This is a genomic window from Stenotrophomonas lacuserhaii (genome assembly GCF_039674585.1).
Classification (GTDB): Bacteria; Pseudomonadota; Gammaproteobacteria; order Xanthomonadales; family Xanthomonadaceae; genus Stenotrophomonas; species Stenotrophomonas pennii_A.
The window spans coordinates 1-25,275 of record NZ_JBDJNU010000021.1; the positions used below are offsets into that span (position 1 = coordinate 1).

At 66.7% G+C, this 25,275-nt stretch carries 21 protein-coding genes and 2 rRNA genes; 15 read left to right on the forward strand and 8 right to left on the reverse strand.

The annotated features are described in order from the left end of the window. Positions 1-102 (forward strand): 5S ribosomal RNA (rrf, locus tag ABE522_RS09855); the annotation flags it as partial. 126 nt (positions 103-228) lie between these two features. Beyond that, positions 229-343 (forward strand): 5S ribosomal RNA (gene rrf, locus ABE522_RS09860). A 134-nt stretch (positions 344-477) separates the two neighbouring features. Here the strand turns inward: rrf (ABE522_RS09860) and ABE522_RS09865 are convergent. Next, positions 478-2,205: a M28 family metallopeptidase gene (locus ABE522_RS09865; RefSeq protein WP_346591534.1), complete on the reverse strand. Its 1,728-nt coding sequence runs from the start codon at positions 2,203-2,205 to the stop codon at positions 478-480. A gap of 54 nt (positions 2,206-2,259) precedes the next feature. Beyond that, positions 2,260-2,928: a DUF4097 family beta strand repeat-containing protein gene (locus tag ABE522_RS09870; protein WP_346591535.1), complete on the reverse strand. Its 669-nt coding sequence runs from the start codon at positions 2,926-2,928 to the stop codon at positions 2,260-2,262. Between the two features lie 101 nt (positions 2,929-3,029). Between ABE522_RS09870 and ABE522_RS09875 the strand changes: the two genes are divergently transcribed. Together ABE522_RS09875 and ABE522_RS09880 are read left to right on the forward strand one after the other, a co-directional pair. Continuing rightward, entirely contained in the window at positions 3,030-4,346 is a 1,317-nt protein-coding gene (locus ABE522_RS09875; RefSeq protein WP_346591536.1) for a murein hydrolase activator EnvC family protein, read from the forward strand. Between the two features lie 125 nt (positions 4,347-4,471). Further along, complete coding sequence (locus ABE522_RS09880; RefSeq protein ID WP_346591537.1) at positions 4,472-5,893, forward strand: S41 family peptidase; 1,422 nt, start codon at positions 4,472-4,474, stop codon at positions 5,891-5,893. Positions 5,894-6,059: 166 nt separating this feature from the next. Here the strand turns inward: ABE522_RS09880 and ABE522_RS09885 are convergent, their stop codons facing one another. Further along, positions 6,060-6,752 (reverse strand): rhomboid family intramembrane serine protease, encoded by a 693-nt coding sequence (locus ABE522_RS09885; RefSeq protein ID WP_346591538.1) that lies wholly within the window; start codon positions 6,750-6,752, stop codon positions 6,060-6,062. Positions 6,753-6,973: 221 nt separating this feature from the next. Between ABE522_RS09885 and ABE522_RS09890 the strand changes: the two genes are divergently transcribed. After that, a complete protein-coding gene (locus tag ABE522_RS09890) occupies positions 6,974-8,317 on the forward strand; it encodes an outer membrane protein transport protein (RefSeq protein WP_346591539.1) in 1,344 nt (447 codons plus the stop codon). 79 nt (positions 8,318-8,396) lie between these two features. Beyond that, positions 8,397-8,975, forward strand: coding sequence for a nicotinamide riboside transporter PnuC (pnuC, locus tag ABE522_RS09895; RefSeq protein ID WP_346591540.1), 579 nt, complete (start codon positions 8,397-8,399; stop codon positions 8,973-8,975). A gap of 572 nt (positions 8,976-9,547) precedes the next feature. On the opposite strand, the gene putA is transcribed toward pnuC, so the two are convergent. Further along, positions 9,548-12,769: a bifunctional proline dehydrogenase/L-glutamate gamma-semialdehyde dehydrogenase PutA gene (gene putA, locus ABE522_RS09900; protein ID WP_346591541.1), complete on the reverse strand. Its 3,222-nt coding sequence runs from the start codon at positions 12,767-12,769 to the stop codon at positions 9,548-9,550. A gap of 417 nt (positions 12,770-13,186) precedes the next feature. Between putA and coxB the strand changes: the two genes are divergently transcribed. The 5 genes from coxB (at position 13,187) to ABE522_RS09925 (ending at position 17,471) form a co-directional block, all read left to right on the forward strand. Next, the gene (gene coxB / locus ABE522_RS09905) at positions 13,187-14,167 is read left to right on the forward strand and encodes a cytochrome c oxidase subunit II (protein WP_346591542.1); all 981 of its coding nucleotides are present in this window, start codon (positions 13,187-13,189) and stop codon (positions 14,165-14,167) included. 61 nt (positions 14,168-14,228) lie between these two features. Beyond that, positions 14,229-15,839 (forward strand): cytochrome c oxidase subunit I, encoded by a 1,611-nt coding sequence (gene ctaD, locus ABE522_RS09910; protein ID WP_346591543.1) that lies wholly within the window; start codon positions 14,229-14,231, stop codon positions 15,837-15,839. Between the two features lie 8 nt (positions 15,840-15,847). Further along, positions 15,848-15,982: a hypothetical protein gene (locus ABE522_RS09915; protein WP_346591581.1), complete on the forward strand. Its 135-nt coding sequence runs from the start codon at positions 15,848-15,850 to the stop codon at positions 15,980-15,982. Beyond that, the gene (locus ABE522_RS09920) at positions 15,979-16,569 is read left to right on the forward strand and encodes a cytochrome c oxidase assembly protein (protein WP_057508191.1); all 591 of its coding nucleotides are present in this window, start codon (positions 15,979-15,981) and stop codon (positions 16,567-16,569) included. The genes ABE522_RS09915 and ABE522_RS09920 overlap by 4 nt, the downstream gene beginning before the upstream one ends. A 26-nt stretch (positions 16,570-16,595) precedes the next feature. Further along, entirely contained in the window at positions 16,596-17,471 is an 876-nt protein-coding gene (locus ABE522_RS09925) for a cytochrome c oxidase subunit 3 (protein ID WP_346591544.1), read from the forward strand. 17 nt (positions 17,472-17,488) lie between these two features. Here ABE522_RS09925 and ABE522_RS09930 read toward each other — a convergent pair whose 3' ends face one another. Beyond that, positions 17,489-17,707: a twin transmembrane helix small protein gene (locus tag ABE522_RS09930; protein ID WP_042611977.1), complete on the reverse strand. Its 219-nt coding sequence runs from the start codon at positions 17,705-17,707 to the stop codon at positions 17,489-17,491. Positions 17,708-17,764: 57 nt separating this feature from the next. Between ABE522_RS09930 and ABE522_RS09935 the strand changes: the two genes are divergently transcribed. From ABE522_RS09935 to cyoE, 4 genes are all read left to right on the forward strand, one after another. Further along, positions 17,765-18,484 carry an SURF1 family protein gene (locus tag ABE522_RS09935; protein ID WP_346591545.1) on the forward strand — a complete coding sequence of 240 codons (720 nt, stop codon included), beginning with the start codon at positions 17,765-17,767 and terminating at the stop codon, positions 18,482-18,484. Positions 18,485-18,630: 146 nt separating this feature from the next. Next, positions 18,631-19,206, forward strand: coding sequence for a hypothetical protein (locus ABE522_RS09940; RefSeq protein ID WP_346591546.1), 576 nt, complete (start codon positions 18,631-18,633; stop codon positions 19,204-19,206). A 10-nt stretch (positions 19,207-19,216) separates the two neighbouring features. Beyond that, positions 19,217-20,380, forward strand: coding sequence for a COX15/CtaA family protein (locus tag ABE522_RS09945; protein WP_101098655.1), 1,164 nt, complete (start codon positions 19,217-19,219; stop codon positions 20,378-20,380). 4 nt (positions 20,381-20,384) lie between these two features. Next, positions 20,385-21,275 (forward strand): heme o synthase, encoded by an 891-nt coding sequence (gene cyoE, locus ABE522_RS09950; protein WP_192084219.1) that lies wholly within the window; start codon positions 20,385-20,387, stop codon positions 21,273-21,275. Between the two features lie 147 nt (positions 21,276-21,422). Here cyoE and ABE522_RS09955 read toward each other — a convergent pair whose 3' ends face one another. From ABE522_RS09955 to ABE522_RS09965, 3 genes are read right to left on the reverse strand one after another with little or no spacing between them, the layout of a single operon-like run. Continuing rightward, a complete protein-coding gene (locus ABE522_RS09955; protein WP_346591547.1) occupies positions 21,423-22,394 on the reverse strand; it encodes a bile acid:sodium symporter family protein in 972 nt (323 codons plus the stop codon). Between the two features lie 33 nt (positions 22,395-22,427). Continuing rightward, positions 22,428-24,167 (reverse strand): DNA primase, encoded by a 1,740-nt coding sequence (gene dnaG / locus ABE522_RS09960; RefSeq protein ID WP_346591548.1) that lies wholly within the window; start codon positions 24,165-24,167, stop codon positions 22,428-22,430. Between the two features lie 57 nt (positions 24,168-24,224). Continuing rightward, a complete protein-coding gene (locus ABE522_RS09965; RefSeq protein ID WP_346591549.1) occupies positions 24,225-25,169 on the reverse strand; it encodes a YihY/virulence factor BrkB family protein in 945 nt (314 codons plus the stop codon). Between the last annotated feature and the right edge of the window lie 106 nt (positions 25,170-25,275).

Here is a 25,275-nt window from a genome sequence, read left to right on the forward strand (position 1 = left end):
GCGCTGTGGAACCACCCGATCCCATCCCGAACTCGGAAGTGAAACGCAGCTGCGCCGATGGTAGTGTGGCTCAAGCCATGCGAGAGTAGGTCATCGCCAGGGTTTATACCCAAAAACCCCGCTGCTCACGCAGCGGGGTTTTTCTTTTTTTGCAGGCACCTGCTTTTCGTGCCTGCCGCCCAAGGGCAACAACGTGAGCTGGCGCATATGCGCTGCTCCCAACGTCTCCCTGGTGAAATCAGCGCTGTGGAACCACCCGATCCCATCCCGAACTCGGAAGTGAAACGCAGCTGCGCCGATGGTAGTGTGGCTCAAGCCATGCGAGAGTAGGTCATCGCCAGGGTTCAAACCAGAAACCCCGCTGCTCACGCAGCGGGGTTTTTTCTTGCCCGGTAGTGACGGCCGCTGGCCGTCAAACCCGCAAAAAAAAACGGCGCCCCGAAGGGCGCCGCAGCTACACATCAACACAACCGGAACTTACTTGCCTGCCGGTGCGGCCTTGCCCTTCATCATCTCGTCGCGCGCCGCCTTGAACGGGTTGCCTTCGTACCAGTTCGGCCAGCGATCGCCGGCGGCCAGTTCCTTGCCCACGCCGTGCAGCAACTGCAGGTCTTCGATGGTGCCGTCCAGCTTCCAGGTCGCCGCGTCGAACTCATCCTTCGGGCCGTGGTAACGATTGCGGCCATAGTCCTCACCGGCCTTGCGGCCCGCGTCCACGCCGCCTTCCAGCAGGTCTTCGCCGCCATCGGCATACAGCGCAGGCACACCCGCCTTGGCGAAGTTGAAGTGATCGGAACGGAAGTAGAACCCGCTCTGCACCGCCGATTCACCATGCAGCGTGCGGCCCTGGGCGGCGGCCAGCGGCTTGAGGATGTCTTCCAGCTCGGAACTACCGAAACCGGTCACCGTCATGTCCTTGGCACGGCCGGCCACCGACATCGCATCGATGTTGATCACCCCGGCGATCCTGTCCAGCGGGAAGGTCGGATGGGCCACGTAGTACTTGGAACCCAGCAGGCCGGATTCTTCCAGCGTCACCGCCAGGAACACCGCCGAACGGGCCGGCTTCGGATCCTGATGCATCATCGCGTCGGCCACTTCCAGGATGCCGGCCACGCCGGTGGCGTTGTCCACGGCACCGTTGTAGATGTTGTCGTCCGCTTCACCCTCATGCTTGCCCAGGTGGTCCCAGTGCGCCATGTAGAGCACGGCTTCGTCCGCCCGGCTGCTCCCCGGCAGCACGCCGACCACGTTGCGCGAGGTCTTCTCGGCGGTGGTGCTCTTCAGGTCCACCGACAGCTTGGCATTCAGCGGCACCGGCTTGAAGCCGCGCTTGTTGGCATCCTTGTAGGCCTGCGCCAGGTCGAGCCCGGCACCGGCAAACAGTGCCTTGGCGGCATCGGCACTCAGCCAGCCCTGCACCGGCAGGCGGGCTTCCGGATCATTCTTGGCCGGCAGGTCGTACTGCGGTCCGGCCCAGGAATTCTTCACCACGTCCCAGCCATACGACGCGCCGGCGGTGTCGTGCACGATCAGCGCGGCGGCAGCGCCCTTGCGCGCGGCTTCTTCGAACTTGTACGTCCAGCGGCCGTAGTAGGTCATGCGCTTGCCATCGAACAGCTTCGCATCGTCGACATGGAAGCCCGGATCGTTGACGAACATCACTACCGTCTTGCCCTTCCAGTCCTGGCCGGCGTAGTCGTTCCACTGCTGCTCCGGTGCGTCCACGCCGTAGCCCACGAACACGATGTCACTGCCGTCCACCTTCACTTCGGTCTGGCCGGTACGGGTGCCCACCACCATGTCGGTGCCGAACTTCAGCTCGCTGGCCTTGCCGGCCTGGTCGATCTTCAGCGAGGTGGTTTCGTCAGCGGTGGTCTCGGTCATCGGCACGTCCTGGAACCAGCTGTCGCCGTTGCCGGGCTGCAGGCCGATCCGCTGCATCTGGTCGCGGATGTAGTTGACGGTCAACTCTTCGCCTTTGCTGCCGGGCGCGCGGCCCTCGAACTCGTCGGAAGCCAGCGTCTTGACCAGTTCGGCGAAGTCGGCCGCGTTGATCTCCGGTGAGAACGCGTGCGTGCTGGCCGGCACGGCGGCGGCGCTGGCGTCGGCGGCCGGGGCGGTGGCCGCCGGGGCGGCGTCCTCGCCCTTGCAGGCGGTCAGTGCCGCGGTGAGGGCAAGGCAGAGCAGTAATTTACGGGGCATCATCAGGTCCTGCAGGGAGTGAAGCCGGCCTGCGGGCGCAGGCCCGGCATGGAATCAGTTTTCCGGGGCGGTGTCGGTGTCGAAGGCTACCGGCGAAGCGCCGGACACCGCGCCGATCTTCGCGCTGCGGTGCACGTACAGCACCACCTCGCGTTCGAACTGCAGCGCGCCGTTGACCACCGCGTTGGGACCGATGATCACCCGCGGCTTGCGGTTCGGCGTCAGCGAAATGCTGAAGCTGGGCTTCTTGATGTGGATACCGCCGTTGACCACCGAACCGACGCCGACGGTGACGTCGCCGTTGACGGTCTCGATGTCACCAGCCAGCCGGGTTTCGACCAGGCCGATACCTCCGTTCACCGTCTCCACGCTGCCCTCGATCTGGCTGCGGCGGTCGGCGAAGATGCTGCCGTTGACCGTCTCCACGTTGCCGCGTGCGATCACCCCGCCCGCCAGCCGCACACCGCCGTTGACCGTGGAAATGCTGCCGGTGCGCGCGCCATCGCCGACCTTGATGCCGCCGTTGACGGTTTCGATGTCGCCGGTTTCCACGCCGTCGTCTACCCGGATGCTGCCGTTGACCGTATCCAGGTCACCGTAGCGCTGGCCCGGTTCGGCGCTGATGCTGCCGTTGACCTTGCTGATGTCTTCCTGCGCCGCCGCCGTGCTGGCGACCGCGGCAAGGGTGAGCGTGAGCGCCAGGGTCAGGGATGGGGCTTTCATGAGAGGTTCCTTGTCAGTCACATGCGGCTGGCCGGCCGCCCGGCAAAGATGTCACCATGTTGCACTGGAAACCGCATCTGCCTGAAGTCACTGGAACGCCCTTGCGCGACAATGCTTTTCCCTCACGCATCGCTAACACCCGCTGGCCCGTGCTGGCCGGGGGCGTGCTGCTGGCCATCGCTGCCTTGCTGCCGGCGCTGCCCGCCGGTGCCCAGTCCACCCGTGAAGCGGAGCGCAAGCTGCAGAAGCTGCGTACCGAACTGAAGGGCGTGGCGCAGGAGCGCAGGCAGCTGGACAACCAGCGCGGCCAGGCCAGCCGGCAGCTGCGCGAGATGGATGAAAAGGTCGCGCGCACCGGCCGCACCCTGGCCGAAACCGAAGCGGCGCTGCAGGCGCAGAACAGCGCGCTGGCCGATCTGGAAAAACGCCGCGCTGCGCTGCAGGGCGGGCTGCAGAAGCAACGCACGGAACTGGCCGGGCTGCTCAACGGAGCCTACCGGCTGGGCAACCATGCGCCGTTGAAGCTGCTGCTGTCACAGGACACCGTGGCCGATGGCAACCGCTCGCTGGCCTACCACCGCTACCTGCAGCGCGAGCGCAGCCAACGCATCCATGACATCACCGGCGACCTGAAGGAACTGGACACCCTGCAGGCGCAGATTGGTGAACGCCAGCAGCAGCTGCAGTCCACCCGCCAGCAGCAGAAGCAGCAGGCCACCACGCTGGCCAGCGACCGTCGCCAGCGTGAGCAGGCCGTGGCCGCGCTGGACGAACAGTTCAAGGACCGCAGCGAACGCGAGAAGGCGCTCGGCCAGGACGCGAAGGCGCTGGAAACCCTGCTGGCCAACCTGCGTGCCGCCGCCGCGCGTGCCGAAGCCGAACGGCGTGCCGCGGCACGTCGCGCAGCCGCCGAACGCGCCGCTGAAAAAGCAGCAGAAAAAGCCGCCGCCGACCGCGCCGTGGCCGAAGGCCGTCCGCCGCCGCCGCCGCGTGCCACCAAGGTGCCGCCGGTGGCCGCCGCCGCACCGGCGCCGCGGGTCGGCGGGCTGGGCTGGCCGTTGACCGGCAACCTGCTGGCCCGCTACGGCGGCAAGCTGCCTGACGGGCGCACCAGCAGCGGCGTGCTGATCGGCGCGGCCGCCGGCAGCACGGTCACCGCCGTGGCCGATGGCACCGTGGTGTTCTCCGACTGGATGACCGGCTACGGCATGATCCTGATCGTGGACCACGGCAACGGCTACATGAGCCTGTACGCGCACAACGACACCCTGCTCAAGGATGCGGGCGCGGCGGTGAAGCGGGGCGATGCGCTGGCCAAGGTCGGCAATTCGGGCGGCCAGGGCGTCACCGCGCTGTACTTCGAACTGCGCCGCGGCGGCCAGCCGGTGAACCCGGACAGCTGGTTGCAGCGTCGCTGAACCGAGGCGCGCCAGGGCATCGGACATTCAACGGGAATTTACCGGCAGCTGACGCATAATCGAAGCCTGCATCGGTCGTGCGCGCACTTCACCGGAGCATTCGAATTCGACCCCAGGAGTGCTTCATGCGTGTAGCCCGAACCGCCACCCTGCTGCTGGCCATGATGCCTTCACTGGCGCTGGCCCAGCAGGCCGAACCCGCCGCGGCCGTCCCTGCCGAAGCCCCCGCCGACGCCAGGCCGTCCAGCGCGGCGAGCAGCGAAGAGGCGGCGACATCGAAGGTGCCGCTGGAGGAAATCCGGCGCTTCGTGGCGGTGTACAACGCGGTGCGTGCGGCCTACGTGGATCCGGTCGATGACAAGAAGCTGATGCAGGACGCCGTGCGCGGGCTGTTGCTGGACCTGGACCCGCACAGCACCTACTTCGACAAGGAAGATGCCGAAGCCTTCGACGAGCAGGCCAACGGCGCCTACGAAGGCATCGGCGTGGAGCTGCAGCAGCAGCCGGACAACGCCAGCCTGAAGATCATCTCGCCGATCGACGACACTCCGGCCGCACGCGCCGGCATCCTCGCCGGTGACCTGATCATCGCCATCGACGGCAAGCCGATCAGCGCGATCCAGGCCAGCGAACCGCTGCGTGGCCCGGCTGGCAGCAAGGTGGTGCTGACCATCGTGCGTGACGGCAAACCCAAGCCATTCGATGTCAGCCTGGCGCGCGAAACCATCCGCGTGACCAGCGTGCGCAGCCGCATGCTGGAACCGGGCTACGGTTACCTTCGCCTGAGCACCTTCCAGGCCGATACCGGGGCCGATTTCCAGAAGCACGTCCGCCAGCTGTCCACGCAGGCCGGCGGCCAGCTCAAGGGCCTGGTGCTGGACCTGCGCAGCAATCCCGGTGGCCTGCTGACCGCGGCGGTGCAGGTGGCCGATGACCTGATCGAGAAAGGCAACATCGTCAGCACGCGCGGCCGCATCAGCATCAGCGATGCACGCTTCGACGCCACGCCCGGCGACCTGTTGAAGGGAGCGCCTGTGGTGGTACTGGTGGATGCCGGTTCGGCAAGCGCATCGGAAGTACTGGCCGGTGCCCTGCGTGACAACCAGCGTGCGCGGGTAATCGGCAGCCGGACCTTCGGCAAGGGCTCGGTGCAGACCGTGCTGCCGCTGGACAACGGCGATTCGGTCAAGCTGACCACCGCGCGTTATTTCACCCCCAGCGGCAAGTCGATCCAGGCCACCGGGATCGTGCCGGAAGTGGAACTCAAGCCGGCACCGGTGGAAGGCGAAGACGCGCTGCCGGCCAGCCTGTCCGATTTCAGCGAAGCGACCCTGCCGGGCCACCTGCAGGGCGATGGAGAAGGCGAGGAAGGCTACCAGGCCGGCGACGTACTACCGGGCGACGGCCCGATCAACGACGCACTGGCCGAGCTGAAGGCACCGGGTTCGGTCGCCACGCGGTTGAAGGCCGAAGCGGCCAAGGCGGCAGCGGACAAGGGCGCTGCGAAGCCGGAAGCCAAGCCGGCGGAAGCGCCGGCCAAGCCCTGACGGCCAGCGGCCGTCACTACCGAAACCCACGCTTCGGTAGCGCCGAGCCATGCTCGGCGAGCGCAGCGGCAGAGCAAAGGCGTGACGACCAACGGTCGTCACCCACCGTTACCCACCATCAGCCACCGATCCATGACGGCCAGCGGCCGTCACTACCGGAACCGCGTCAGAACCCCTGGCGCTTGCGCAGCCGACGGGCGATCGCGGCGCGCACATACACGCCGTACACCACGCCGAAGCCGAAGCCGGCGATATGCGCCCACCAGGCCACCATGCCGAAGCTCGGGCCGATATGCGCGAATACCACCTGCAGCACCGCCCAGAAGCCGATCAGCAGGTAGGCCGGTGCGCGGACGAACTCCAGGAACAGGCCCAGCGGAATCACCACGCCCAGGCGTGCGCCCGGGAACAGCGCCAGGTAGGTCCCGATCAGCGCCGATACCGCGCCGCTGGCGCCGATGATGATCTGGTCCGGCGTGCCCATGGTGTACACCGCCACCAGGTTGGAAAATGCGCCGCCGAACAGGAACAGCAGGATCAGCCGCCACGGCCCCAGCACGCGTTCCGCCGGCAGCCCGAAGATCAACAGGAACACCAGGTTGCCGAGCAGGTGCGACCAGTCCGCATGCAGGAACAGCGCGGTGAACAGTCGCAGCACGCTGCCGTCCTGCAGGGTGGCCCACCAGTCCAGCGGCCGCATGAGGCCTGCCGACAGGGCGCCCCAGTCCATCCACAGGCTGTTACGGGCTTCGTGGGGGCGCGAGATCGACCACAGGAACGCCAGCCAGACCGTCGCAAACAACAACGGGGTCGCCCAGCGGAAGGCGGCTTTGCGGCGGGAGGGCAGCGACAGGAACATGGGGGCTAGGGTATCTCGACAGCCGATGGCGGAGGTCTGCGCATTCAGTTTTAAAGCTGAAAATGCACCCTATCTGTTATTGTTTCATTAACACGTCTGGGTAATACTCGCATACGGCGTCGTATGTCGGGAGGGGAATCCGGCGCGTCCTGCAGGGCCTTGGCCCCAGCGGGACGCAGGCGCATGCAGAGCAAACAACCGCTTTCCGGAGAGATAAAACGATGCAAACCGCTTCTACTTTTGCCCGCATTACGATGCTGGCTGTCGGCATTGCCGGCGTACTGGCCGCCACCGATGCGAACGCAGCCGCGTTCCAGCTGGCTGAAAAGAGTGCCAAGGGCCTCGGCCGCGCTTTCGCCGGTTCGGGCAGCGCCGAGGGTGATGCCTCGATCATCGCCGCCAACCCGGCTGGCATGCGCCAGCTCGATGGCCGCGTGATCCAGGGTGACCTGAGCGCGATCAGCTTCAAGGCCGAGTTCGAAGGTGCCGGCCGCAAGCCGACCGGCGCCCCGCAGACCGGTGGTGACGGCGGCGACGCCGGCATGATCGCGCCGGTCCCGGCCGGTTACTTCCACATGCCGATCGGCGAAAAGGCCCACTTCGGCGTGTCGCTGACCGCACCGTTCGGCTTCAAGACCGACTACGACGACGGCTGGGTGGGTCGCTACAGCGGCCTGAAGACCGACCTGAAGGCGATCGACCTTGGCTTTGCGATGTCCTATGACGTCAACCCGTACGTGTCCTTCGGCGCGTCGGTGTTCGTCGAACACCTGACCATCGAACTGAGCAACAACATCGACTTCGGCACCGCGCTGGCCCAGTCCCGCGTACCGGGCTTCGCCCCGGGCAGCGCCGATGGCAAGCTGACCGTGGAAGGCGACAACAACGCGGTCGGCTGGACGGTCGGCGGCCTGTTCAGCCCGGATGAGAACACCCACATCGGCATCAGCTACCGTTCCAAGGTCGAGCACAAGATCACCGGCGGCGACGCTACCTTCGACGTGCCGTCCAACGCCGCTGCCGTGCTGGCCGTTGCCCAGCCGGGCCGCTTCGTGACCACCAGCGGCAAGGCCACGGTGACCCTGCCGGCGTCGGCCACGCTGAGCGTGACCCACAACATCAACGATCGCTGGACCGTGATGGGTGATGTCACCCGTACCGCATGGTCGACCGCGTTCGACCAGGTGGTCATCGACTACGCTTCGGCCCAGCCCGATTCGGTGCTGGAATTCGGCTACCGCGATACCACCTTCGTGTCGCTGGGTACCGACTTCAAGCTGAGCGACACCGTCACCCTGCGTGGCGGCGTGGCACTGGACCAGACCCCGACCACCGACGCGCACCGCGACGTGCGCGTGCCGGACACCAGCCGCAAGTGGCTGTCGGTCGGCCTGGGCTGGGCCCCGTCGGACAACGTCGAATACAACTTCGGCTACACCCACCTGCTGACCAGCGACCCGAACGTGTTCGTGCAGCCGGGTACCAACAACCAGGGCAACTCGCTGACCGGCAAGTACAAGGTCCGCGGCGACGTGCTGGCTGCATCGATGCAGTACAAGTTCTGATTCCACGCTCCAACGCGTGACAGCAGGACCGGAAAGCCCCGCGCAAGCGGGGCTTTTTCTTTGCGCACTACAATGGCCCATGGATTTTTCAGACCCCGCGTTCCAGCTTGAAATCGCCGCCAACGTCGCGGCGGCCGCCTCGATACTGCTGGCCGGGCGCAACAGCGTGCATGGCTGGTGGATGAGCATCATTGCCGGGCTGTTGTTCGCGGCGGTGTTCCTGCAGGCGCGGTTGTACGGGCAGGTGGCGCTGCAGGGTTTCTTCATCGCCGTTGGCGCACTGGGCTGGTGGCAGTGGTTGCGTGGCGACCAGGGCGCGCCACTGCCGATCACCCGCCTGCGCGCCGCTGCGTGGCCGTGGCTGGTACTGCTGGTGGTGGCGGGCACGTGGGGCTACGGGTGGATGCTCAGCCGCCATACGGATGGACAGGCGCCTTACGTGGACGCGGGCATCCTGCTGCTGAGCATGGTCGGCCAGTTGATGATGATGCGGCGCAAGCTGGAATGCTGGTGGGTGTGGCTGCTGGTGAACACCCTGGCGGTGCCGCTGTACTACGCAGGGGGCCTGCAGCTGACCGCGCTGCTGTACGTCGGCTACTGGATCAATGCGATCGTCGCGCTGCTGCACTGGCGGCGGTTGATGCTGGCTGCGCGCTGAGGCGCGCACGGTCAGAAGCGCAGGCAACGTCAACGTCAACGTCAACGTCAACGTCAAAAGCCCTGCTGGGCCGTGGGTTGGTGGGGCGGGGTGGCTGTGCAGGACACGCCGTGAATCCCGCTCCGCGGCCCGGCCCAGCCGCTGGCGGCTGTGCGTTCGAGCGCATGCGAGGCAATGCCTCGCAAGCAATGCGCTCTCACCCATGGAGGCTCGCTTTTCGCATCCATGCGAAAAGACGGTCCTGCACAGCCACCCCGCCCCACCTTCGACAGGTCCATGGGGGCCATGGACAAACATGGTCCTTGGGGCCTCGGTAGCGCCGACCCAAGGTCGGCGGATGTGGGGAGAAAGGGGATCTGATGGTTTCCGCCGAGCATGGCTCGGCGCTACCGTCCTTCCCCACCTGCTGGCGGCCGCGGGAAGCTGTCAGGGGTGGGGCGGGTAGGTTGCAGGGGACCGTCTTTTCGCATGGATGCGAAAAGCGAGCCTACAGGGACGTACTTGCGGCGTGTCCCCTGCAATCTTCCCGCCCCACCCAGGCACCATGATCACCCGCGGCACAGCGAAAAAAATCAATCGCCCAGCGTCAGCAGCGAGGCGTTGCCGCCGGCCGCGGTGGTGTTCACCGTGACGGTTTTCTCCGTTGCGAACCGCAGCAGGTAGTGCGGGCCGCCCGCCTTCGGGCCGGTGCCGGACAGGCCCTGGCCACCGAACGGCTGCACGCCCACCACCGCACCGATCTGGTTGCGGTTGACGTACACGTTGCCCACCTGGATGCCGTGGGTGATGCGGTCCACGGTCTCGTCGATGCGCGAATGCACGCCCAGGGTCAGGCCGTAACCGGTCGCGTTGATCTGGTCGATCACCGCCTGCAGCTGGTCGCCCTTCCAGCGGATCACGTGCAGTACCGGTCCGAAGATTTCCCTGTGCAGCTGGCCCAGGTCCTTCAGTTCGTACGCACGCGGCGCGAAGAAGGTGCCGTGCGCCGTGTCATCGCCGAGCGTGGCGGCGGCGATCAGGCGGGCTTCGGCGTCCATGCGCACGGCATGGTCCTGCAGGATCCGCAGCGCGTCCGCGTCGATCACCGGACCGACGTCGGTGGACAGTTCGCCCGGGTCGCCGACCTTCAGTTCCTTCATCGCGCCGGCCAGCATGGTCATCACCTTGTCGGCGATGTCGTCCTGCACGAACAGCACGCGTGCGGCCGAACAACGCTGGCCGGCCGAGGTGAACGCCGAACCGATCGCATCCTTGACCAGCTGTTCCGGCAGCGCCGACGAATCGGCGATGAAAGCGTTCTGGCCGCCGGTCTCGGCGATCAGCACACCGATCGCGGCGTCGCGTGCGGCCATCGCGCGGTTGATCGCACGGGCGGTATCGGTGGACCCGGTGAAGGCCACGCCGGCCACGCGCGGGTCGGCGGTCAGGGCCGCACCGACGGTGGCGCCGTCGCCCGGCAGGAACTGCAGCACGCCTTCCGGCACGCCGGCATCCAGCAGCAGCTTCACCGCGTAGTAGCCGATCAGGTTGGTCTGTTCGGCCGGCTTGGCGATCACGCTGTTGCCCGCCGCCAGTGCCGCAGCGACCTGGCCCAGGAAGATCGCCAACGGGAAGTTCCACGGGCTGATGCACACGAACACGCCGCGGCCATGCAGCTGCAGTTCGTTGGATTCACCGGTCGGGCTGGGCAGCTTCTCGGCATGCGCGAACTGCTCGCGTGCCTGCTTGGCGTAGTAGCGCAGGAAGTCGACCGCCTCGCGCACTTCGGCCACGCCGTCGGGCAGGCTCTTGCCGGCTTCCTTCACGCACAACGCCATGAACTCGGCGATGCGGGCTTCCAGCTGGTCGGCGGCGTGTTCCAGGATCGCCGCGCGGCTGGCAGCAGGGGTGCGGTTCCAGGCTGGCTGCGCTGCAACCGCGTTGGTCAGGGCCTTCTGCACGGTCACATCGTCGGCCGCCTGCCACTGGCCCACCACCTGGCGGTTGTCGGCCGGATTGGTCACCGGCAGCGTCGGGCCGGTCAGGTTGGCACCGGGCACCAGCGGGGTGGCATGCCATGCTTTCACGGCACTGTTGAGCTGCCCGGCAAGGTTGCGCAGTGCGTTGTCGTTGGCGAGGTTGATGCCCATGGAATTGGTCCTGTGGTGGTTCTGGCTGCGCAGCAGGTCGACCGGCAGCGGGATCTTGGGGTGCGGGATGGAGGCGAACGAGCTCACCATTTCCACCGGATCACGGACCAGCTCGGCAATTGCCACGCGGTCGTCGGTGATGCGGTTGACGAAGCTGGAGTTGGCGCCGTTTTCCAGCAGGCGACGCACCAGGTAGGGCAGCAGGTCTTCGTGCGAACCGACCGGCGCGTAGACGCGGCAGGGCAGGCCAAGGCGATCGGCCGGCACCACTTCGGCATACAGGTCATCGCCCATGCCGTGCAGCTTCTGGTGTTCGTACACGCCGCCCTTGGCGATGCTGCGGATCGCCGCGATGGTGTGCGCGTTGTGGGTGGCGAACATCGGATAGATCGCGTCGCCATGGCCGAACAGGCGCTTGGCGCAGGCCAGGTAGGACACGTCGGTGTTCTGCTTGCGGGTGAACACCGGGTAGCCCGGATAGCCTTCGATCTGCGCGCGCTTGATCTCCGCGTCCCAGTACGCGCCCTTGACCAGCCGCACCTGCAGGCGACGGCCGTTGCGGCGGGCCATGTCGGCGAGGAAATCGATCGTGTACGGGGTGCGCTTCTGGTACGCCTGCACCACCACGCCGAAGCCATCCCAGCCGGTCAGCGAGGCATCGGAGAACACCGCATCGATGATGTCCAGCGACAGCTCCAGGCGGTCGGCTTCTTCAGCGTCCACCGTGCAGCCGATGCCGTAGCTCTTCGCCAGCTGCGCCAGTTCCAGCACGCCGGGCACCAGGTCGTGCAGCACGCGCGCGCGCTTGGCGTGCTCGTAGCGCGGGTACAGCGCGGACAGCTTGATCGAGATGCCCGGGGCGTTGTTGACGTCGCCATCCGGCCGGCCGCCACGTGCCTTGTGGTCACCGCCGATGGCATGGATCGCGCGGCGGTAGTCCTCCAGGTAACGCAGGGCATCCTTCATGGTCAGCGCACCTTCGCCGAGCATGTCGAACGAATAGCGGTAGCTGGCGTTGTCACCCTTGTGCGAACGCTCCAGCGCCTCGCCGATGGTGCGGCCCATGACGAACTGATGGCCCATGATCTTCATCGCCTGGCGCACGGCCAGGCGGATCACCGGCTCGCCCACGCGGCCCATCAGGCGCTTGAACGCGCCCGGCACGTCGGCACGGGTGAGGTCGTTGATCTGTACCAGCTTGCCGGTCAGCATCAGGCCCCAGGTGGAGGCATTGACCAGCACCGAGTCGCTGCCACCCATGTGCTTCTTCCAGTCCGCGTCCGCCAGCTTGTCGCGGATCAGCTTGTCGGCGGTGTCCTGGTCCGGGATGCGCAGCAGCGCTTCGGCCACGCACATCAGCAGCACGCCTTCCTCGCTGCCCAGGTCGTACTGGCGCATGAAGGCTTCGATCGCGCCCTGGTCCTTGGCGCGCACGCGCACGCGGGCCACCAGGTCGGCGGCCAGCGCCTGCACCTGCGCCTGTTCGTCGGCCGGCAGGCGCGCCTGTGCCAGCAGTTCGGTCACGTGGGCCGCCTCGTCCTTCAACCAGGCATCGGTGATCGCCTGGCGGAAAGCGGAGGGAGATGCCGGCAGTTCCGGCGACAGCAGCGCGTCGGCCGGCGGCGCGAGGCCGGGGGCAGCGGGCGAAAGAGTAGGTGCGTTCATGCCGGTCCGGCCAGTGGAAAACTGGCGATTTTAATCATTTTTTGGCCTGCGGATAGCCCCTCCATGGGCCCTCTCGGCATTCCGGATAGCACCGCCCTGTAAAGGATTCAGCTGGATGCGCCGGTTCAGCAGAAATTGTGCCGAAATCGGCAAATCGGCCGACGGCACATTGCTGTGCTGCAACATCGTAATTACCGTGAATGGACCTTGTAAGTGTCGAGAGGGCAGGGCTACCATCGAGACGTAGCCCGCGGCAGGAACGCGGTTGCGACAGGATCAGGGCGCCGAACGCGCTGCAGGGGATCTGAATACGCAGCGGCGACAGTGTCCCCCACGGACGCTTGAGGCCCGGGACCAGCTTGAAAGCTTGCTCGCCGCCAGCGATGGCGGTCACCGATGACGTCAAGGGTCTAGGCAATGAAGCAAAGCAGCGCGTGGGGCGGCAGGTGTGTGTCCGGGATCGCCGCGATGGCGGCCGGAATGGCGTTTCCGGCAATGGGGTGGGCGCAGTCCGCCGATCCCAAGCCATGGCAGTTGAACATGGGCCGGGGGGTCACCCAGACCTCGCGACTGGCCTGGGAATCGAACATGCTCTCGCTGATCGTGGTCACGGTCATCGGCGTGATCGTGTTCGGCGCGATGGCCTACGCCATCTTCAAGTTCCGCAAGTCCAAGGGCGCCGTCGCTGCCACCTTCAGCCACAACACCAAGGCGGAAGTCATCTGGACGGTGATCCCGGTGGTGATCCTGGTGGTGATGGCGTGGCCGGCCACCGCCAACCTGATCAAGATGTACGACACCCGCGATGCCGAGATGACCGTCAAGGTCACCGGCTACCAGTGGATGTGGCGCTATGAATACCTGGGCGAGGGCGTGGACTTCACCAGCCGGCTGGACCGCGAGTCCGACCGCGTGCGCCAGAGCGGCAAGGTGCCCACCCGCGAAAGCAATCCGCACTACCTGCTCGACGTCGACAACCGGCTGGTGCTGCCGGTGGACACCAAGGTGCGCTTCGTCATCACCTCCGACGACGTGATCCACGCCTGGTGGGTACCGGCGCTGGGCTGGAAGCAGGATGCGATCCCGGGCTTCATCAACGAGGCCTGGACCAGCATCGATACCCCCGGCGTCTACCGCGGGCAGTGCGCCGAACTGTGCGGCAAGGACCATGGCTTCATGCCGATCGTGGTCGAAGCGGTGTCCAAGGAAGATTTCAAGCAGTGGCTTGCGCAGAAGAAGCCGGCGCCCGCCGCCGCCCCTGCTGCACCTGCCGCGCCTGCCACCCCGGACGCGCCGGAGACCGCCACGCCGCCCGGCGACGGCAGCGCGCCGCGGCAACCGGTGACCCCGGCCGAGCCTGCTGCTGCACCGGCCCCGGCGCCCACCACCGACGCCTGACCCAACCGCCCGTGGCCGCACCGCGGCCACCGTGACAAATCGATCTGAGAGGTGTTTTGCAATGGCGCACTCGGCAGTTGGGCACGACGAACACCACGGTCATGCGCAGGGCTTTTTCCAGCGTTGGCTGTTCAGCACCAACCACAAGGACATCGGCACGCTGTACCTGCTTTTCAGCTTCGTCATGTTCATCATCGGCGCGGCGATGAGCGTGGTGATCCGCACCGAGCTGGCACAGCCCGGCCTGCAGTTCGTGAAGCCGGAATTCTTCAACCAGATGACCACCATGCATGCGCTGGTGATGATCTTCGGTGGGGTGATGCCGGCCTTCGTCGGCCTGGCCAACTGGATGATCCCGCTGCAGATCGGTGCGCCGGACATGGCGCTGCCGCGCATGAACAACTGGTCGTTCTGGCTGCTGCCGGTGGCCTTCGGCATGCTGCTGCTGACCCTGTTCCTGCCCGGCGGCGCACCCGCCGGTGGCTGGACTTTGTACCCGCCGCTGTCGCTGCAGGGCGGCTACAACGTGGCGTTCACCGTGTTCGCCATCCACGTGGCCGGCATCAGTTCCATCATGGGCGCGATCAACATCATCGCCACCGTGCTCAACATGCGCGCGCCGGGCATCGACCTGCTGAAGATGCCGATCTTCTGCTGGGCCTGGCTGATCACCGCCTTCCTGCTGATCGCGGTGATGCCGGTGCTGGCCGGCGCGGTCACCATGCTGCTGACCGACAAGTTCTTCGGCACCAGTTTCTTCAACGCCGCCGGCGGCGGTGACCCGGTGATGTTCCAGCACATCTTCTGGTTCTTCGGGCACCCGGAGGTCTACATCATGATCCTGCCGGCGTTCGGCGTGGTCAGTGAAATCATCCCCACCTTCAGCCGCAAGCCGCTGTTCGGCTACCAGGCGATGGTCTACGCCACCGCGGCGATCGCCTTCCTGTCGTTCATCGTCTGGGCCCACCACATGTTCACCGTGGGCATGCCGCTGGGCGGCGAGATCTACTTCATGTTCGCCACCATGCTGATCTCCATCCCGACCGGGGTGAAGGTGTTCAACTGGGTCAGCACCATGTGGCGCGGTTCGCTCACCTTCGAAGCGCCGATGCTGTGGTCGGTGGCGTTCGTCATCCTGTTCACCATCGGCGGTTTTTCCGGCCTGATGCTGGCCATCGTCGCGGCTGATTTCCAGTACCACGACACCTACTTCGTGGTCGCGCATTTCCACTACGTGCTGGTCACCGGTGCGGTGTTCGCGCTGATCGCGGCGGTGTACTACTGGTGGCCGAAGTGGACCGGCCGCATGTACAGCGAGAAGTGGGCCAAGTTCCACTTCTGGTGGTCGATCGTGTTCGTCAACCTGTTGTTCTTCCCGCAGCATTTCCTCGGTCTGGCCGGCATGCCGCGACGCATCCCGGATTACAGCGTGGCCTTCGCCGACTGGAACCTGATCAGCTCGATCGGCGCGTTCGGCATGTTCGCCACCCCGTTCCTGATGGCGGCGATCCTGCTGGCCTCGCTGCGCAACGGGGCAAAGGCCGAAGCGCGAAGCTGGGAAGGCGCGCGCGGGCTGGAATGGACGGTGCCGTCACCGGCGCCGGCGCATACCTTCACCACCCCGCCGGTGATACGCCCGGGCGACCTGGCCCACGATGACATCAGTCACTGAGGTGCGACATGCATGATGCGAACCCATCATCCGATGATATCGCCCTGCGCCACCAGCGCGCACGCCGCACCGCCCTGTGGGTGGGCGCGGTGGCGGTGGCGGTGTATGTCGGCTTCATCCTCAGCGGGGTGATCGGGCGATGAACGCACCGCAGGCCACTGCCCCGTCCCGGCATGCCGGGCTGCCGCGCCTGATCGGCGTGGCGGTGGCGGTGTTCCTGCTGACGTTCTCGCTGGTGCCGCTGTACCGCATCGCCTGCGAAAAAGTGTTCGGCGTACGCCTGGAACGCGGGCCCGGGGCACAGGCCAGCGTCGGCGCCGCGGCCGGCAAGCGCACCGTGCGCGTGGAGTTCGATGGCGGGGTGAACTCGCAGTTGCCGTGGGCCTTCCATCCCGAACAGCTGACCATGGATGTGGTACCCGGCGAGCTCAACGAAGCGCTGTATTTCGCGCGCAACGACGGCAAGGTCGCCATCGTCGGCAGCGCTGTGCCGTCGGTGGCGCCGGCGCGCGCCTCGGGCTATTTCAGCAAGACCGAATGCTTCTGCTTCACCGCCCAGACCCTGCAGGCCGGAGAGAAGCGCGACATGCCGGTGCGCTTCATCGTCGATCCGTCGCTGCCGCCGGAGATCCGCACCATCACCCTGTCCTACACCTTCTACAAGAACGACGCGCTCTCCGCGCGCCTTGCACCGGCCAGCGTGCCGGCCGATGCGCACGCCGCGCCCTGAGCGCGCCACCGAACCGGACAACGACCATGGCCCAGCTTCCTTCCGACGCCAACGCGTATTACGTGCCGACCCACAGCCGATGGCCGTTCATCGGCTCCATCGCGATGATGGTGACCATGGTCGGCGTGGCCAGTTGGCTCAACGATGCGACGTGGGGCAAGTGGAGCTTCTTCACCGGGCTGGCGATGCTGGTGCTGACCCTGTTCTGGTGGTTCAGCGACGTGGTGCGTGAATCGCAGGCCGGTCACTACAACCAGCAGGTGGATGGTTCGTTCCGGATGGGGATGGTGTGGTTCATCTTCTCCGAAGTGATGTTCTTCGGCGCCTTCTTCGGTGCGCTGTTCTACACCCGTGCGCTGGGGCTGCCGTGGCTGGGCGGCGAGGGCGACGGGGTGATGACCAACGAACTGCTGTGGCAGGGCTATTCGTCCGGCTGGCCGACCAACGGCCCGGCGGCCATCGGTGGCCAGTTCCAGACCATCCCGGCGTGGGGCCTGCCGCTGATCAATACGCTGATCCTGCTCACTTCCGGCGTCACCCTGACCATCGCGCACCATGCACTGAAGGCCGGCCATCGTCGCCAGCTGCTGACCTGGCTGGGCATCACCGTGTTGCTGGGGGTGGTGTTCCTGACCCTGCAGGCGGAGGAGTACATCCATGCCTACACCGAGCTCAACCTCACCCTCGGCTCGGGCATCTACGGGTCCACGTTCTTCATGCTGACCGGCTTCCATGGCGCGCACGTGCTGCTGGGAACGATCATGCTGGCGGTGATGTGGCTGCGCGCGGCCAAGGGCCACTTCACCCGCGACAACCATTTCGGCTTCGAAGCGGCGGCCTGGTACTGGCACTTCGTCGACGTGGTGTGGCTGATGCTGTTCCTGTTCGTCTACGTGCTTTGAACGACGAACCGATGGCCTCAGCGGGCGATGCCGTGCGGCTGGATCCAGCCGCCCCAGATGCCGATGACCACCAGCAGGATCAGCGCCACCGACACCGCGATGCGCCGGGTCAGCGCGTTGACGGTGCGCTTGGTCTGGCCCCGATCCACCAGCAGGTAGTACAGGCCGGCGCCCAGGTTCCAGACGATGACGATGAGGAACGCGATCACCAGCAGGGTCTTCAGCGAATCGTTCATGCGCGGCTCGATGGCGGGGCGGATGCTCCTATCTGACCGCGTTTGCGGCCGTTTGTCATGATGCGACGGCACACGCGGTTGCTGGGCTGGGTGCTGGCCCTGGTGGCGATGACGGTGTTCTGCCTGCTCGGCCATTGGCAGCTGCAGCGCATGCAGCAGAAGCAGGCATTGCTGCAGGCGCAGGCCATGGCGGCAGCGCAACCTTCCACCACCCTGTCGCGCGCGCTGGCCGCTGCCGGCCCGGTGCACGGCATCGTCGACCACGGCCGCTTCCTGTCGGGGCTGGTGCTGCTGGACAACCAGATGCGCCACGGCCGTGCCGGAGTGAAGCTCTATCGACCGTTCCGCAGCGATGATGGCGTGGTGCTGCTGGTGGACCTGGGCTGGCGTGCGCTGCCTGCCGATCGCGCGCTGCCCGACGTCGCGCCACCGCCCTCGCCGGTGGCCGTACGCGGGCTGCTGGCGCCCGCGCCGGCACCGGGGCTGGCACTGGGGGGGGTGACGACCCCGGCGGGCCCGCAGCGTTGGCTGGCCAGCCGCTTGCAGGCCGACGCGCTGGCCCCGCTGTTGGGCCTGCCCGGCCTGCCCGCGCGCGTGTTGCGGCTGGATCCCGCGCTGCCGTTCGGCGACGAGCGCGACCTCGACCTGCTGCCCAACACGCTGCCGCCGCAGCGCCACCTGGGCTACGCCGTGCAATGGTTCGGCCTGGCGCTGACCGTGCTGGTGGTGGCGCTGGTGCTGGAATGGCGCCGCCGTCGGCCGTTCCCTGGTAGGTGACGACCGTTGGTCGTCACGCTCTTGCCCGGAGCAGCAGCGTGACGACCAACGGTCGTCACCCACCGAACCCACCACAACCCACCGAACCCACCGAACCCACCACAACCCACCGGCACACCCCTTCCCAACATGAGAAAATGCTGCCCATGAATGCTGCCATGTCATCGCAGGACACCGGGCGCGGCAAGGGTCGCCGGACTCTGGTGCTGCTGTTCGTCCTGTTCTTCGGCGCGATGGCACTGGCCGGGGTGCTGCGCTTCTCCGGCTGGCAGCCGGCGGCGCACAAGAACGTCGGCCAGCTGCTGCAGCCGCCGGTGGACCTGCGCCTGCAGCCGCCCCTGTTGGCCAGCGGCGCGCCCTATGCCTGGAAAGGCGAAGAAAAGATCTGGCGCATCCTGGTCGCGCCGCCCGCTGCGTGCGCCGAACCGTGCGTCACTTTGTCGCAGGGACTGGCCAAGGTGTGGCAGCTGTTCGGCCATAACGCCGATAATGTGGAGATCCTTTGGCTGGGAACGCCGCCGGCGCCCCTGGCTGGAACCCCTGCACTGCGCGCGCTGGCCCCTTCGCCGGCACTGCGCGCTGCATTGCCCGGTGTCGACGACCCGGCCGGCGTGCCGGTCTACATCGTCGATCCGAACGGCTTCGTGATCATGCGCCATGCGCCCGGCACCGACCTCGGTGGCCTGCGCAAGGACCTGTCCACGTTGCTGAAACTGAAGTGAGCCTTGTTTGATGAGCCTTTCCGCGCGTCCGGCGCTGCAGCGTAATTTCCACCGCCTGGCGTGGTTCGCGATGATCATGACCGCGAGCACCATCCTGTTCGGTGCCTTCGTGCGCCTGTCCGATGCCGGCCTGAGCTGCCCGGACTGGCCGACCTGCTATGGCCAGGCCACCTGGCCGCAGCACGTGGAAGAAACCATCGGCCATCCGGCCGCGGACATCCGCCCGCTGGAAACGCACAAGGCGTGGCGCGAGCAGGTGCACCGCTTCCTGGCCGGCGCGCTGGGCATCGAAATCCTCACCCTGGCCCTGCTGGCCACGCGTCGACGTCGTTTCGGCAGCACCGCGGTGGTCACCGCCTGCGTGCTGGTGGCCGCAGGCATCCCGCTGTACATGCTGGGCTGGCATGCCACCGCCAGCGTGCTGGCGCTGCTCGGCGAGGTGATCCTGCTGGTTGCCGCCTTCCGCTGGAGCAACAGCGACCTCGCACGCGCCGCCGTGTTGACCCTGGCCGTGGTGATCTTCCAGGCGCTGCTGGGCATGTGGACCGTCACCTGGCTGCTCAAGCCGATCGTGGTGATGGGCCACCTGCTGGGCGGCATGCTGATGTTCGCGATGCTGGCCTGGATGGCCTGGCGCGCGACCCACCTGCCGATCACCCTGGCCGAAGCACCGAAGCTGAAGTGGCTGCTGCGCATCGGCGTCGCCGTGCTGACCGTGCAGATCGCGCTCGGCGGCTGGGTCAGCGCCAACTACGCCGCGCTGGCCTGTGGCGGCGGCAGCCTGTCGCTGGACAACTTCCCGCGTTGTGCCAACCAGTGGTGGCCGCAGCAGAACTTCGCCGAAGGCTTCACCCTGTGGCGCGGCATCGGCGTGGATTACGAAGGCGGCATCCTCGATGGCGCTTCGCGCATCGCCATCCAGATGGGCCACCGCATGTTCGCCATCGTGGTGGCGGCGTACCTGCTGTGGCTGGGCGTGCGTCTGTTCCGGACCCCGAGCATGCGCGGCTGGGCCGTGGCGTTGATCGTCGGCCTCATCGCACAGATCAGCCTGGGCATCGCCAACGTCAAGATGGCACTGCCGCTGCCGGTGGCGGTGCTGCACAACGGCGGGGCGGTGCTGCTGCTGTTCGTGATGGTCAGCCTGCTGGCCCGCCTGCGGGCACCGGACTGACGCCATGGCCACTTATCGTCAGTACTGGGACCTGACCAAGCCCAAGGTCGTCGCCCTCATCATATTCACCGCGCTGGTCGGCATGGTCCTCGCGATCCCCGGCGTGCCCAGCTGGGAGCAGGTGCGCCTGGGCGCGCTCGGCTTCCTCGGCATCTGGCTGTCGGCCTCTGCCGCGGCGGCGATCAACCAGCTGCTGGATGCGAAGATCGATGCGCAGATGGCGCGCACTTCGTGGCGCCCGCTGGTGGTCGGCAAGGTCAAGCCGTGGCAGGTGCTGGCCTTCGCCGGCGTGCTGATCGTCTTGTCGATGACGATCCTGGTGGTGTGGGTCAACGTCATCACCGCCATCCTCACCTTCGCCTCGCTGATCGGCTATGCGGTGATCTACACCGTGTACCTCAAGCGTGCCACCTCGCAGAACATCGTCATCGGCGGACTGGCAGGCGCGATGCCGCCGATGCTCGGCTGGGCCGCGGTCACCGGGATGCAGACCTCGGCCGACTGGTGGTATTCGGCACTGCTGGTGCTGATCATCTTCATCTGGACGCCGCCGCATTTCTGGGCGTTGGCGATCTTCCGCCGCGAAGACTACGCCAAGGCGAAGATCCCGATGCTGCCGGTCACCCACGGCGTGGTGCACACCCGCAAGCAGATCCTGGCCTACTCGATCGTGCTGGCGATCATCTGCGTGCTGCCCTACGTGGTCGGCATGAGTGGACCGTTCTACCTGGGCGGTGCGATCGTGTTGAACGCCGTGTTCCTCTGGTACGCCTGGCGCATGCAGGACCCGCCGGATGAACTGTTCTCGATGAAGATGTTCAACTGGTCGGTGGTCTACCTGATGGCGCTGTTCGCCTTCCTGCTGGTGGACCACTGGATCCTGCCCTGGCTGTAACGCCCGGTGGGGAGTGACGGCCAGCGGCCGTCACTACCGGCGCGTGGAGCCAGCCGCCCTGGTAGCGCCGAGCCATGCTCGGCGGGATGGTTCAGGCGCCGCTGCATGTAGCCGCCGAGCATGGCTCGGCGCTACCGGGTTACCGGGCTACCGCGCTTCTTTCGCGTAGCGCTGGGCGATGACCCCGCAGACGATCAGCTGGATCTGGTGGTAGATCATCACCGGCAGCACGATCGCGCCGAGGCTGCCGCCGGCGAACAACACCTTGGCGATCGGGATGCCGGTGGCGAGGCTTTTCTTGGAGCCGCAGAACACGATCGCGATCTCGTCTTCGCGGCTGAAATGCAGCTTGCGTGCGGCCAGCGTGATCAGCGGCATCGCGATGCCCAGCAGTACCGCCGCCACCACCGCCACCGCGGCCAGCGAGATCAGCGGCGTCTTCGACCACAGGCCCTCGGTCACCGCCGCGCCGAACGCCGAATACACCACCAGCAGGATGGTGGCCTGGTCGGTATAGCGCAGCAGCGCGCGCTGGCGTTCCACCCAGCCGGAAATCCACGGCCGCAGCAGGTGGCCGGCCACGAACGGCACCAGCAGCTGCAGCATGATGCCGCCGATGGCCTGCAGCGGATTGTGGATGCCACCCTGGGTGCCGGCCAGCGCGGTCAGCAGCAGTGGCGTCAGGAACACCCCCAGGATGGATGACAGCGACGCGCTGCACACCGCGGCCGGCACGTTGCCGCGCGCCATCGAAGTGAACGCGATGGACGACTGCACCGTGGACGGCAGGGTGCACAGGAACAGCACGCCCAGGTACAGCTCCGGCGTCAGCAACCAGCCGGACAGCGGATGGAACAGCAGGCCCAGCAGCGGGAACAGCACGAAGGTGCAGGCCAGGATCAGCAGGTGCAGGCGCCAGTGCAGCAGGCCACCGATCACCGCCTCACGCGGCAGGCGCGCGCCGTGCAGGAAGAACAGCAGGCCGATCGCCACGTTGGTGACATCGTCCAGTACCAACGCGGCGGGGCCGGTCATCGGCAGCAACGTGGCCAGCAGCACGGTGCCCAGCAGGGCCAGGGTGAAGGTGTCAGGTCGCAGTCGCGACCACCAGCGTGTCATGTCAGGCAGGCTCCTTGGCAGGCGCCCACGCGATCAGATGCGCAGGCTGGCGCGGGCCTTCAGCAGCTCGCGCATTTCGAATTTGTCAGTATCGTCCAAGCCGTGTTGTCGCTGCTTGGCGTTAAGGTCTTCGATGCGCTGGAACAGCAGCTGTTTCTCCAGTTGGCCCACCGCATCGTGCAGCTCTTCGGTCCATTTTGCTTCGTCGCCGGCCAGCGTCTGCGCCGCCAGTGTATGCAGTGACGCCTGCTCTTCGCGGCCATCGAAGTGTTCCAGCAGCGCGCCGGTGCTGATGTCCGGGCGTTGTTCGACCAGCGCCAACAGCTCCAGCAGCAGCTCGACGCCGGGCAGGCGCAGGCCGTGGAAATGGTGCTGCCCACCCAGTGACATCGCCAGCGAGGGCTGCTGCAGCAGGATCGCGATCGCCGCGCGGACCAGGCTGCGTTTCGCCACCGGCGTGACCGGGCGGCCGGACGTCGCGCGCGGGCCCTGCTGCGGACGCTGCGCGGGTTGGCCGCCCAGCCCGGTCAGCACGCCCAGCTGCTGCTTCATCAGGTCACCGAAGGCCCCGTCGGGAATCTGCGCCAGCATCGGCTTGGCACGCTCGGCCAGCCGGGCCTTGCCATCCAGCGTACCGAGGTTGATCTCGCGGGTCAGCTCGTCGAAGAAGAACTGCGACAGCGGCGTGGCCTGCTTCAGGCGCTCGTCGAAGGCTTCGGCGCCTTCCTTGCGCACGATGGTGTCCGGATCTTCGCCATCGGGCAGGAACAGGAAGAAGGCCTGGCGGCCATCCTTCATGCGCGGCAGCACCGATTCCAGCGCCTTCCAACCGGCACGCCGGCCGGCCGCATCGCCATCGAAGCAGAAGAACACATCCGGCGCGTTGCGGAACAGCAGCTCGGCATGGTCCGGCGTGGTCGCCGTGCCAAGCGTGGCCACCGCCTGGGTGACCCCGAACTGGAACAGCGACACCACGTCCATGTAGCCTTCGACCACGATCAACCGCTCGATCTTCTGGTTGGCCTGGCGCACCTGCCACAGGCCATACAGTTCGCGTCCCTTGTGGAACAGCGCGGTTTCCGGTGAGTTGAGGTACTTCGGGCCGTCGTCCTTCTCGAACACGCGGCCGCCGAAGGCGATCACCCGGCCGCGGCGGTCGAAGATCGGGAACATCACCCGGTCGCGGAACTTGTCGTAGACATGGCCGCGATCATTCTTGGAGAACAGGCCGGCACGGTCGAGCAGCTTCATCCGCCGCTCGTCCTTGCCCAGCGCGTCGCGCAGCCCGCTGTAGCCATCCGGCGCATAGCCGATCTGGAAACGCGTGCGGTTGGCTTCGTCCACGCCGCGGCCGTCCAGGTAGGTGCGGGCCTTCTCGCTGTCTTCCAGGTTCTTCTGGAAGAAGCGCGCGGCCGCGTCCAGCGCCGAATACAATTCGCGGCCTTCGTCCTGCTGCTGCGCGTTGCGCGGGTTCTCGCTGCGCGGCACTTCCATGCCGACCCGCTTGGCCAGTTCGTCCACCGCGTCGAGGAATTCGAGGCGGTCGTAGTTCATCAGGAAGCTGATCGCGGTGCCGTGCGCGCCGCAACCGAAGCAGTGATAGAACTGCTTGGTGGGCGATACGGTGAACGAGGCCGAGCGTTCGTCATGGAACGGGCAACGCGCCGCGTATTCCTTGCCCTGGCGCTTCAGCGGCACGCGGCTGCCCACCACCTCGACGATGTCGGAGCGGGCCAGCAGGTCGTCGATGAAAGCGTCTGGAATGCGGGCCATGGCAACCGGCAGGGCACCGCCGGAAGGCAGTGCGGGCGAACGGGAAGTCCGCCTAGTTTACCCGTTGCCGGCGGTCGCGCCCGGCTTGGGCGGCACGATGCCGGCGGCAGCCAGGTGGTTCTGCGCGCGCAGGCGTTCGTCGATCACCGAGGTCATCAGCGCGCCGACGAAGAACACCACCATGGCGTAGTAGATCCAGACCAGCGAGATCACCAGCGCGCCCATCGAACCGTACGCGCTGCCCGGTGCGACCTGTGCGATGTACACGCCGATCCCATAGCGGCCGAGGGCGAACAGCGCCGAGGTGATGGCGCCGCCGATGAAGGCCTGGCGCCACGCCACGCGCCGGTCCGGCAGATAGTGGTACATGAAGGCGAAGGCCACCGTGTACAGCAGCAGCGTGCTGAGGTAACCCAGCGCCGGCAGCAACGAAGGCAGCTGCGCGAACGCGACCTGCAGCATGGTGGTGGCGGTCATCGACACCACCAGCAGCAGGCCCAGCGCCAGTACCACGCCGAAGGAAAACACGCGTTTGCGCAGCCAGGCGGCCAGCCCGTCCAGGCGCTCGCCGCTGGTGCGGAAGATCAGGTTGAGCGCGCCCTGCAACTGGGCGAACACCGCCGTGGCACCGATGAACAGCAGCAGCGTGCTCCAGATACCGGCAAGCGAGCCGATGCTGGGCTGCTGGTCGGCGTTCTTCAACACGGTTTCGGCCACCACCGCCACGCTGTTGCCGGCGGCCGTGCCGATCTGCTCGACCAGCGCCTGCTGCGCCGGCGGGTACAGCGATGCGGTCAGCCACAACAGCAGCACCAGCAACGGTGCCATCGACAGCAGGGCGTAGAAGGACACGGCAGCGGCCTGGCTCAGCACGTCCACTTCGATGAAGCGGTTGAGCACGGCCATCGGGAAGCTGCGGTTGAGCCGGTCCACGTACTTGCGCAACGGAGCAGGGACGGCGCTGTGCGGCTGCGCGGTGGGGGCGTTGATCGGATCGGACATGCGCGCTGTTTTACCAGCCGCAGGTCGAAGGATGGGTGAAGCGTGGTGCAGGGTGACGCCGGGACGCGCCCGGCGCCTTTGCTTCAAGGCGGTCTGCCCCGGTCCG